Origin of the sequence: Nocardia seriolae NBRC 15557 (genome assembly GCF_007990715.1) — a bacterium.
Lineage (GTDB): Bacteria > Actinomycetota > Actinomycetes > Mycobacteriales > Mycobacteriaceae > Nocardia > Nocardia seriolae.
The window spans coordinates 23,736-33,439 of sequence record NZ_BJWY01000087.1 but is presented as its reverse complement, the minus strand read 5'-3'; the positions used below and the strand labels follow the sequence as shown (position 1 = coordinate 33,439).

The 9,704-nt window shown below is 69.6% G+C and carries 12 protein-coding genes and 1 tRNA gene; 5 read left to right on the top strand and 8 right to left on the bottom strand.

Annotated features, from left to right (window positions below):
* From NS2_RS24020 to NS2_RS24005, 4 genes are all read left to right on the top strand, one after another.
* The coding region (locus NS2_RS24020) for a hypothetical protein (RefSeq protein ID WP_261772307.1) at nt 1-461 on the top strand (461 nt) is incomplete at its 5' end.
* Nucleotides 462-609: 148 nt separating this feature from the next.
* Complete coding sequence (locus NS2_RS24015; RefSeq protein ID WP_033089619.1) at nt 610-1,125, top strand: COG4315 family predicted lipoprotein; 516 nt, start codon at nt 610-612, stop codon at nt 1,123-1,125.
* Nucleotides 1,125-1,664 carry a sigma-70 family RNA polymerase sigma factor gene (locus NS2_RS24010; protein WP_045438723.1) on the top strand — a complete coding sequence of 180 codons (540 nt, stop codon included), beginning with the start codon at nt 1,125-1,127 and terminating at the stop codon, nt 1,662-1,664. Before NS2_RS24015 ends, NS2_RS24010 begins: the two co-directional genes overlap by 1 nt.
* On the top strand, nt 1,661-2,326 hold the full coding sequence (locus NS2_RS24005) for a zf-HC2 domain-containing protein (RefSeq protein ID WP_052086759.1): 666 nt from the start codon (nt 1,661-1,663) through the stop codon (nt 2,324-2,326). The genes NS2_RS24010 and NS2_RS24005 overlap by 4 nt, the downstream gene beginning before the upstream one ends.
* A gap of 12 nt (nt 2,327-2,338) precedes the next feature.
* Here the strand turns inward: NS2_RS24005 and NS2_RS24000 are convergent, their stop codons facing one another.
* Nucleotides 2,339-3,298, bottom strand: a complete 960-nt coding sequence (locus NS2_RS24000) for a Leg1-related protein (protein WP_036546927.1) — start codon at nt 3,296-3,298, stop codon at nt 2,339-2,341.
* 113 nt (nt 3,299-3,411) lie between these two features.
* Entirely contained in the window at nt 3,412-4,308 is an 897-nt protein-coding gene (locus NS2_RS23995) for a LysR family transcriptional regulator (RefSeq protein ID WP_197707870.1), read from the bottom strand.
* 48 nt (nt 4,309-4,356) lie between these two features.
* On the opposite strand from NS2_RS23995, the gene NS2_RS23990 reads away from it, so the two are divergent.
* The gene (locus NS2_RS23990; protein ID WP_033089627.1) at nt 4,357-5,082 is read left to right on the top strand and encodes an SDR family oxidoreductase; all 726 of its coding nucleotides are present in this window, start codon (nt 4,357-4,359) and stop codon (nt 5,080-5,082) included.
* Nucleotides 5,083-5,197: 115 nt separating this feature from the next.
* On the opposite strand, the gene NS2_RS23985 is transcribed toward NS2_RS23990, so the two are convergent.
* From NS2_RS23985 to NS2_RS23960, 6 genes are all read right to left on the bottom strand, one after another.
* A tRNA-Leu gene (locus NS2_RS23985) sits at nt 5,198-5,271 on the bottom strand.
* Between the two features lie 67 nt (nt 5,272-5,338).
* Nucleotides 5,339-6,184: a universal stress protein gene (locus NS2_RS23980; RefSeq protein WP_033089618.1), complete on the bottom strand. Its 846-nt coding sequence runs from the start codon at nt 6,182-6,184 to the stop codon at nt 5,339-5,341.
* Between the two features lie 223 nt (nt 6,185-6,407).
* Nucleotides 6,408-7,283 carry an NmrA family NAD(P)-binding protein gene (locus tag NS2_RS23975; protein ID WP_033089617.1) on the bottom strand — a complete coding sequence of 292 codons (876 nt, stop codon included), beginning with the start codon at nt 7,281-7,283 and terminating at the stop codon, nt 6,408-6,410.
* Nucleotides 7,280-7,876: a TetR/AcrR family transcriptional regulator gene (locus NS2_RS23970; protein ID WP_033089616.1), complete on the bottom strand. Its 597-nt coding sequence runs from the start codon at nt 7,874-7,876 to the stop codon at nt 7,280-7,282. Before NS2_RS23970 ends, NS2_RS23975 begins: the two co-directional genes overlap by 4 nt.
* A 66-nt stretch (nt 7,877-7,942) precedes the next feature.
* Nucleotides 7,943-8,431, bottom strand: coding sequence for a hypothetical protein (locus NS2_RS23965; RefSeq protein ID WP_033089615.1), 489 nt, complete (start codon nt 8,429-8,431; stop codon nt 7,943-7,945).
* Nucleotides 8,428-9,675: an NsdA family TPR-like regulatory protein gene (locus NS2_RS23960; RefSeq protein ID WP_197707869.1), complete on the bottom strand. Its 1,248-nt coding sequence runs from the start codon at nt 9,673-9,675 to the stop codon at nt 8,428-8,430. The genes NS2_RS23965 and NS2_RS23960 overlap by 4 nt, the downstream gene beginning before the upstream one ends.
* Nucleotides 9,676-9,704 lie beyond the last annotated feature (29 nt).

The window sequence follows — 9,704 nt, the reverse complement described above, 5'->3', positions numbered from 1 at the left end:
CGAGATGTCTTCCAACTGAATCAGAACATCCCGCCCACCGGCTGATCCCGGACGCATTCACGGATGATCTTTGCTGTGTAGTAACGGGGGTGGTTGGTGTGCGATGTTTTCGTCAAACACCAATTCAGGAGGTCGGAATGCTTTCTGCGAAGCGGCTTGCTGCGAGTGCCGTTGCTGTCACAGCTGCGGCGGGTGCTGTCCTCGCTGGTGGCGGGACTGCACAGGCTGATGTCCCGGTGTGGGAGGCCAACTGCCACGTCTACAACATCTTCAACACCGGCGGAATGTCCAATTGTGAATTGCCGACCTGGCATCAGGTGAAACTCACCTGCGTGGCCTGGCCGGTTCCCTTCACCTACTGGAAATACGGTCCCATTCAGTACGGGCAGAACCAGTCCTGGGCCAGCTGCGATTCATTCAACGCATTGGTGGGCGTCGAGGTCATTCAGGCGTATCCCTGATCGGTTTGCTCGCTCCGATCGGTGACCGGCGTGTCGGTGGTGTGGGTGGAGGTTATCCGCGTCACAGTTACGGGTGGATTCGAACCCGCCCGGAAGGCTCGGCGTCCCTCTGAGCGCATTTGCGGAATCAGAGGATGGGAGCTCACCTATGACGTTGCGACGCTGGATGGCGGCTGCGGCCGCGGTGGCCGGGGCAGCGGTGCTGGCCGCGTGCGGATCGAATACGACCGACGCGGCGGGCAGCGCGGCCTCGGCCACCACCATGTCCGCCGGCACCACCACAACCGCCCCGACCAGTACCTCCGCGGCTCCTGGCTCGGCTGTCGGAACGGTCGAGATGCGCGATCTCGGCGGGCGGCGGGTACTGGCCGACGGGGCCGGGCGGGCGCTGTATCTGTTCACCAAGGACACGCCGGGGGTCTCGACGTGCACGGGTGAGTGCCTGGTGAAGTGGCCCGCCGTGCCCGGGGGTGTGAGCGCGGGCGCCGGGGTCGATCCCGCCAAGCTCGGCACCCTCACGCGTGCCGACGGGGCGGTACAGGCCAGTTATGCGGGCAAGCCGCTGTATTACTTTGCGGGCGACAAGAATCCGGGCGATACCGCCGGGCAGGGCGTGATGGACGTCTGGTTCCTGCTCGACGCCCAGGGCGAGGCGATTCGCTGATGCGGCTGCCGTGGGCGGCGCATCGAACGGTCTCGGACGAGGAGTTCCTGACCGCGGTCGACGCCGCCCACGGGCCCGCGATCCGCGCCTATCTCCGGAGCCGGTGGCACGACCCGCATCAGGTCGAGGACCTCACCCAGGAGGTGCTGTTGCGGGCCTGGCGATCGGTGGATACCTTGCGCCGCACGGGCATCACCGACCCGGAGATCCGCGGTTGGCTGCTCACCACCGCGCATCGGGTGCTGATAGACCGGTGGCGCGCCGAGAAACGCCGCCCGGCGACGCCGGTCGAGCTCGCCGAACTGGCCGCCGTCGATCATCCGCTGGATCGGGCCATCGACGGCTGGCTGGTCTCGGAGGCGCTGGCGCGGCTCTCGGCCGAGCATCGGGCCGTCGTGGTCGAGTTGTATTACCGCGACCGCACCGTGGCGGAAACCGCGTCGCGGCTCGGAATCGCCGAGGGCACGGTCAAATCCCGCAGTTACTACGCGGTGCGCGCGCTGCGTTCCATCTTCGACGAATTGGGGGTGACCCGGTGACCGATCCCGGCCACGAGCACTATCGGCACCTGCTCGGCGCCTACGTGCTGGGCGGACTGGACCCGGCCGATCGCGCCGCGGTCGACGCGCACGCCGCCGATTGCGCGGCCTGCCGCCGCGAACTGGCGGAATTCTCCGTGGTCCCGAGCCTGCTGGCCACAGCCGAAGTGCCACGGGAGGATTCGCCCGCCACCGAGCGGCCGTCGGTGGCGCTGCGGGAGACGCTGCGGGCGGTCACCGCGGCCCGGGCCGCGCAGCGCAGACGCCGTGTCGCCGCGACCGCGGGTCTCGCCAGCGCCGCGCTGGCCGCGGGCATCGCACTCGGATTCGTCGCCCACCCCGCCGACCGGCCGGGGGCACCGGCCACCGACCGTGCCATCGCGCTCACCACCGCGTCCGGAACATCCGGCGGCACCATCGATCTCACGTCCAAGCCGTGGGGCACCGAACTGCATCTCACCCTGCGCGACCTGCCGGCCGGGCAGCGCCTGACCGCCATGGTGCTCGGCCCCGACGGGCAGGCCGAGCCCGCCGCCACCTGGACCACGCCGTCGGTGAGCCCCATTCGGGTGACCGGTGCGGTTTCGTTGCGGACCGACACCGTGCACCGCATCGAAATCCGTACCGACAACGGCACTCCCGTCGCGGTGGCCACCGGCTGAGGTCGGGTTGGCTTACGGTCGCAGCAGGTAGCGGAGGGCTCGGAGACGGTCCGCGCCGGTTGTCGCCGGGGGATTGAAGACGACGTCGAGCATGGTCAGGACCTCGTCGCGGGCGGGGCGGGTGCGCATCATGCGCCGCCACAGACCCAGATCGATCGCGTAGCGCCAGTTCGGGGTGTCGGCCAGCTTGCGGACGTTGGCCACATTGCGGCGGACGGTATCGGGCAGATCCTTCAGATTGTCGTTGTCGTGCAGCAGTCGTTCCGGGAGCACGTCCAGGCCGTGGGTGACCATGAAGTCGAAGTCGGTGTGCCAGGCGGCGGCCCACAGGTAGTCGACCATGCGGCACCAGCCGCGCAGGAAGGTCAGCTCATCGGTGGAGTACGAGCCGGGGTCGATGTCGGCGATGCGCCCGGCGACCGCGTCCAGGCCGGTCTTGTGTGCCTTCCACAGCGCCAGGCGCAGTGGCTCGTCGTCGGAACCGGGCTCGGTCTCCATGACCGAGCGGAAGTAGTCGCGCCAATCTCGCACGCCTGCAATGAATTCCGGTGTCACAATGCGGTCGGCCCGCTCGCCGCGGGCGTAGTCGAACCGGCAGGGCGCCGAGGGGCCGATCAGCTCCAGATCCGCTACCAGCCCGGCGTCCACGGCTCCCAGCCACGGCACCACACTCAGCGAGTAGTTGCCGTACCCCCACGCCGCGTCCGGATCGATACCGCGGCCCGTCGCACCGAGCCGGCCGGTCCGGGATTGCCACTGCAACTGGAACATGAGCCCCCACAGCAGATTTCCGCGATTATCGGGTCCGAACAACCCCTTCGCGTTGGTGGCGTCGATCAGGTGCCGGTACACGGACATGCGCTGATCGAAATCGAACGGGTCGAAGCTGGACTTCAGCTCCGGAGCCTCGGTCCAGGCGGCATACAGATCCAACTCGGCCAATTCGGCCGGGTGTGTGACGTGAACGGCCATTCCCGCGCTCCCTTCGGTGCCGCCGACCCGCCGCACCAGCATGCCACCACCGACCCCGCCGCACCGGCCGATCCGACCGGCCGGGCGCCACACTTCCGGGCGGTCGAGCCCGGCTAGAGGCGGGTTGCCGTGCGGATCAGGTCGGCAACGGCTTTGGATCTGCTGTGTGGTGGCCAGGCGATGACGGTCGTGACGGGCGGTGCGTCCGGTACCGGGACGATGGCGTGATGGTCGCGTAGCTGAACTCGCAGCGATTCGGGCATGATCGCGCAGGCCCGTCCGAGGCTGATCAGCTGGGTCAACTGGGTGTGGTCGCGGACCTGCGGGCCGGGGCCGTCCGGATAACTGCCGTCCGGTCGAGGCCAGCGCGGCAGGGGCAGGTCGGTGAGGGCGTTGACGTCGGCCATCGATAGGTGGGGTCGGGTGCCGAGGGGGTGCCCGGCGGGCAAGACCACGATCTGCCGCTCGGTGTGCAGGTCCTCGGTGTCGAATCCGGCCGTGGTGTCGTAGGGCCGGTGGAGCAGGGCGACGTCGGCACTTCCGTTGCGCAGCAACCTTTCCGGTTCGCCGGGCCCGCACAGCACCACCTCGACCGCGACAGCGCCGGGTTCGGCGGCGTAGGCGTCGAGCAGCTTCGACAACAGTTCGCTCGACGCTCCGGCCTTGACGGCCAGCGCCACACCGGGCCGGTCGACGGCGGCGCGGCGGGTGCGGCGCTCGGCGGCCTCGACCGCTTCGAGGGCGAGCCGGGCTTCTCGCAGCAATACCGTCCCGGCCTCGGTCAAGGTGATCGCGCGCGAATTACGGTGCAGCAGAACGACTCCGAGTCGCCGTTCCAGCTGCTGGATCGCCCGCGACAGCGGCGGTTGCGCCATCGCGAGCCGTTGTGCCGCGCGCCCGAAGTGCAACTCCTCGGCGACGGCGACGAAGTATCGCAACTCCCGGGTCTCCACCGTGGCATTGTATTCGGCGCTCACCACGACCGATACCCGTGCGGTATCGCCGCTCACCCGATCGGTGTTGGAAGCCCCACCCGAGTGCGCGACAAGATCGATGGCATGAGTGAACGGACGATCGCGCTGGTGACCGGCGCGAACAAAGGAATCGGCTACGAGATCGCGGCGGGCCTGGGCGCACTCGGCTGGCGGGTCGGTGTGGGCGCGAGGGATCGGCACCGCCGCGAGACCGCCGTGGAGAAGCTGCGCGCGGCCGGGGCCGCCGCGTTCGGCGTGCCGCTCGACGTGAACGACGACGCGAGTGTCGCCGCCGCGGCCGAGCTGATCGCCGACCATGCCGGAGGGCTCGACGTATTGGTAAACAATGCCGCGATCACCGGCGCCGTGCCGCAGACACCCACCACGCTCGATCCCGCCACCGTGCGAACCGTCGTGGAAACCAACGTGATCGGCGTCATCCGGGTCACCAACGCGATGCTCCCCCTGCTGCGCGGCTCGGCCTCACCGCGAATCGTCAACATGTCCAGCAGCGTCGGCTCGCTCACCCTGCAAACCACGCCCGACATCGACATGGGCCCGGTCCCCACCGCCTACTCGGCGTCGAAGGCCTTCCTCAACGCCATCACCATCCAATACGTCAAGGAACTGAGCGACACCAACATCCTGATCAACTCCGGCTGCCCCGGCTTCACCGCCACCGACCTCAACGGTTTCCGAGGCCTCCGCACCCCCCAACAGGGCGCCGCAATCGCAATCCACCTCGCAACCCTCCCGGACAACGGCCCGACCGGCGGCTTCTTCGACGACGCCGGACCAGTGCCCTGGTAACCGGCGGCAGAAAGGGAAAGTGAGTGCGAGGCAAGTGGAAACAGCCACGACCGGCGACGGCGCAACAGCGGCAACGTAAAACGCCCGGTCGCGCAATGTGTAGATACTGAACGGGTGCCCCCGGTCGGGTTCGAACCGACACTTGGTGGATTTTAAGTCCACTGCCTCTGCCAATTGGGCTACGGGGGCGTCTGGGTCAGACTACCGAGCCGTACGGTCGTGCTGGTAGCAGGTATTTGGGGGAGGAGGGGGCGGGTCAGGGGGTGGGGGCGATCATGATGGGGGTTTGGACTGATAGGAGCAGGGATTGGCTGGTGGAGCCGAAGACCTTGCCGGTGAAGCCGCCTCGGCCTCGGGTGCCTACCACCAGGAGTTGGGCGGCGGCGGAGAGGTCGAGGAGGGAGCGTTCGGGGCTGGCATGGGTGGTTTCGCGGTCTATGCGGATGTTGGGGTAGCGCTCCTGCCAGCCGGCCAGGGATTCGGCCAGGACGTAGTCGTCGAGGGCGTCCATTTCGGGGTCGTCGGAGGCGCCTTCGGCGTGCAGGGCGATGACGGCCACGCCGCGGGCGGCGGCTTCGTCGAGGGCGGCGGCGATGGCGGGCTCGCTGATCTTGGTGCCGTCGACGCCGACGAGGATGGGGCGGGTGGGGAGGTCGGGCGGGAGCGAGACGCCGTCGCGGACCACGACGAAGGGGCAATGGGAGCGGCGGGCCAGGACCGCGCTGACCGAACCGAGCAGGGCGCGGCGCAGCGCGCCGAGGCCGCGGGCGCCGGAGACGAGCATGCGGGCCGAGCGGGTGCGCTCGAGCAGGGTGGGGATGATCGCGCCGGTGGCCAGTTCGGTGGTGACGGTGAGATTCGGGTCGACCTCGGCGGCCTCGGCGGCGGCGGCCTCCAGCAGCCAGCGGCCGTGTTCCTCCAGGCGTTCGTAGTCCTCGGAGGTGATGGTGGTGCCCAGGCCCAGCCCCTGGTCGGGGGTGATCTCGAGGACCCGCAGCAGGTGCAGGGGAGCGTGGTGGACGGCGGCGGTGCGGGCGGCCCAGGCGACCGCGGAACCGGCCGATTCGTCCACGGCGACGATGACGGCATCCCCGTTCGACATGCTGTGTCCTCTCCCGCGAATCCCGCGGTGTGGCTTCGGGATAGCGGTGTGGTCTCGGGATAGCTGAGCGGTCGCTCTCGACCCTACGCCGAACTGCGCGCCACGCGAAGGAACCTCGCGCCCCCGCCGAGGGGTGTACGGGACTCGGCGGGGACGCGAGGCGGGCTGTCGCAGCCCACGGCACCATCCTGATACCTCAACCACCGTTGAGGTCAAGCGTCGATCAGCGGAAGTCGGCGAGGTGTTCGGTGAGGAAGTCCGGCAGGGTGCGCGGCGGGCGGCCGAGTATCCGCGCCACGGTGTCGGTGGGATGCTCGGGGCGGGCCCGGGCCAGCAGTTGGATCTCCGCGACGTGGGCGGCCAGCCACTCGGGCAGGTGGGCGCGGTGGATCAGGTTGTCCCGCAGTGCCTCCGGCGGCACGTCGACATAGCGGATCGGGCGATCCAGCAGGCCGGACAGCGCCGCGGCGATGTCGGGATAGCCGAAAACCTCCGCGCCCGTGAGGACATGGGTCCGCCCGCGCAATTCGGGGCGCGTGAGCGTGGCGGCCGCGACGTCCCCGATATCGCGGCAGTCGATCCAATTGCAGGCGGTTTCGCCCATGGTCCCCACGATGACGCCCTCCCGCACGCCGGGCGCGAGGGTCAGCAGCTTCTGCATGAAGGCATACGGGCGCAGCACCGTCGCGGTGACACCCGATGCGCGCAGATGCTCCTCGATGGTCCAGTGCCAGCGCGAGATCGCCACCGGCGAGTCCGGTTCGGCGGCCGGTGCGGAGAGCTTGACGATGTGCGAGACCCCGCGCTCCACCGCGATATCGATGGCGCGCGTCTCGAATTCGACCTGCCGCGGGCTGTTCACCATGGTGAGGAACAACTGATCGCAGCCGTCGAACGCCGCGCGCAGGGAATCCGCGTCGGCCGCGTCGGCGGCCGCGAATTCGATCTCGGCGGCGGTCCCGATATCGTCCGCGAGCCCGAGTCGCTTGCGCAGCCCCGCCGGATCGCGGCTCACCGCGCGGCAGGCCACACCCTCTTCCCGCAACCGTTGCAGCACCGCGCCACCGGTCGACCCCGACGCGCCCGATACCGCGATCATCGCGTCTTCCCTTCCGGCAGCAGCCCGTTCAGGACCAGGTCCACCACCCGTTCGGCGTACCCGTCGTCGAACGGCTCGCGGGTCAGCAGTTTCCGGAAATGCACCGGCGCGGTGAGGGTTTCGAGCACCAGCCACGGGTCGGGCGCGGCACTCAACTCGCCCCGGGCGACGGCGCGGTCGAGCATGATCTGTGCCGCGTCCATGCGCAGGTGCCAGAAGTCGGCGCGGGCCGCGGCGAGTTCGGGATCGTCGATCCCGCCCGCCATGACCCGCCCGAGCGCGGTGCCCAGCGGCGACTCCACGATCGCCACCAGGGCGCGGTTGAACTCGACCAGATCGCCGCGCAGCGATCCGGTGTCGGGCACGGGCAGGTGCTGTTCGCTGTGTTCGAGCAGGGCGTCGAAGATCAACCGGTCGCGGGACTTCCAGCGCCGGTAGATGGAGGTCTCGTGCACGCCCGCGCGCTCGGCGACCAGGCCGATGCTCAGCTGGTCGAAGCCGTTGTCGGCCAAGGCTTCCAGGGTGGCGCTCAGCACGGCCTCCCGGACGCGGGCGGAACGGCCGCCGGTGCGGCGGCGAATCGGATCGGTCACCGGACCAGTTTAACGCAAATTTCTTGCATTAGGTTTTCCCGGCCTCGAGCCGAGTGCGTGAGCCGGTCACGGTCGTTCGGCCCCGTCCGGCCAGAGCACCGTGACCGGCATCCCACGTTCCCGCGCGGTGGACACCACATCGGCGGTGCCGCCGTAGCCGCGCGCGGGCCGGCCGTCCCAGACCGCCAGCAGTTCCGCGGCCTCGTCGAGCATGCGCAGGCTTCCGGCCTGGTGCGCCTCGGGATCGGAGTGCTCCCGGTCCAGTTCGATCACCCGCGCGGCGGCCGCGAGCAGACGGTCGTACACCGCGTGATGCTCGGCGGGCAGGCTGGCCCGATAGCGCCGGGCCGGTACCACCGCGATCAGCCGCCCACCGGCGTCCAGCACGGCCTGCGCGAACAGCGAATCCGGCCCGTCCGCAAGGCAACTCACCCCGATCAGCTCCGACTCCCCGGGCCGGATGCGCAGCGCCGCCTCCCAGCGCAGTGCCCGATCCACCAGTGCGAGCGTGTCGGCAGCCAGCCCGCGGTGTCCGGTGATGGCGACGCTCGTCATTGATCGTCTCGTCCGTAGAGGGTCGCGAGGGCCTCGTCGAGTGCCCTGGCCTCGACGGTACGCGCGGGCAGGTCGGCGCGGAATGCCCTGGCCAGGCGGGTGATTCGCTCACTGTGATAGGTGAGCCCGACCAGCAGCGCCCCGGCCGCGAGCGCGCAGCCGCCCTCGATGTCGCCGGATCGGGCCAGCACCTGGGCGTGCTCGACGTGGGCCAGGGCGCGCGGCTTCTCCGCGGTCAACGCGGCGTCGGCGTTCTCGAATGCGATGTGCGCCGCGCGATTGTCGCCCAGGCGGGTGAGCGCACTGGCCTGGTAGCGGGCCGCCTTGGGACCGTCGAACGCGAATACCCATGGCCACTGCGGTTCCCCGCGCTGCCGATCCACCAGCCGTTCGGCCCGGCGCAGCGCCCCTATCGCCCCGGCCCGATCTCCGGTCGCGGCGTACGCGACGGCCAGCAGCGAGGACATCCACGCCCCCGCGCTGTCGGGCGCCTCCGGCCCCAGTTGCGAGGCGGCCGTGCGCAGCAAGGTCAAACCCGCTCTGGCATCGCCCATTTCGACCGCGTAGTGCCCGAGGCTGGCCGTCATGTACGACACCAGCAGCGGATGATGGGTGCGCTCGGCATGCCGGATGGCCTCCACGTAGCGCCGCCGCGCGGCCGCGTCGTCGCCGCGATCGGCCGCCAACCACGCTGCCAGCCCGGCGATTTCGGACAGCGCCCGGAACCCGCCGGAGGTGCGCAGGCGATCGCGCACCACCCCGGCCACCAGGTTCAGATGCGCGTCCACCACCGGCGCCAGCCGATCCGAGGGTATCGAGGATTCCATCCGACGATAGTTGGCGGTCGGCCCGGCCATGGTGTCGATGAGCTCGGATTCGGTTGGCGCGGAATTCGACAGCACCGCGTTCGTGGTCACCACGAGGGCGCTGGAAAGAAACTGCTTGCGGTTCACGGCCTCGTCATCCACCGCGCGATGCGGCGTGCGGAAGCCGAGTTCGGCATCGGTCGCCACATTCAGGACCGCCCGCAGCGCGGCTCGGTAATGCTTTCTGGGCCATGTCGTTTCGCCTCGCTCCCACTTGCCGACGTGTCGTTCGTCGACGGCCCCCCGCTTGCTGGTGGCCCGGAAGACGTGGTCGTTGACGGCGTCGGCCAACTCCCGGCGAGTCATCGATTGTCCCGGCGCTCCGGGTGATTCCATGCGCAGCCGAGCCTCGATGAGCAGCTCGTTCCGTCCGGTCACGGCATGCGGCCTCTCTGCTGGACCTCTCC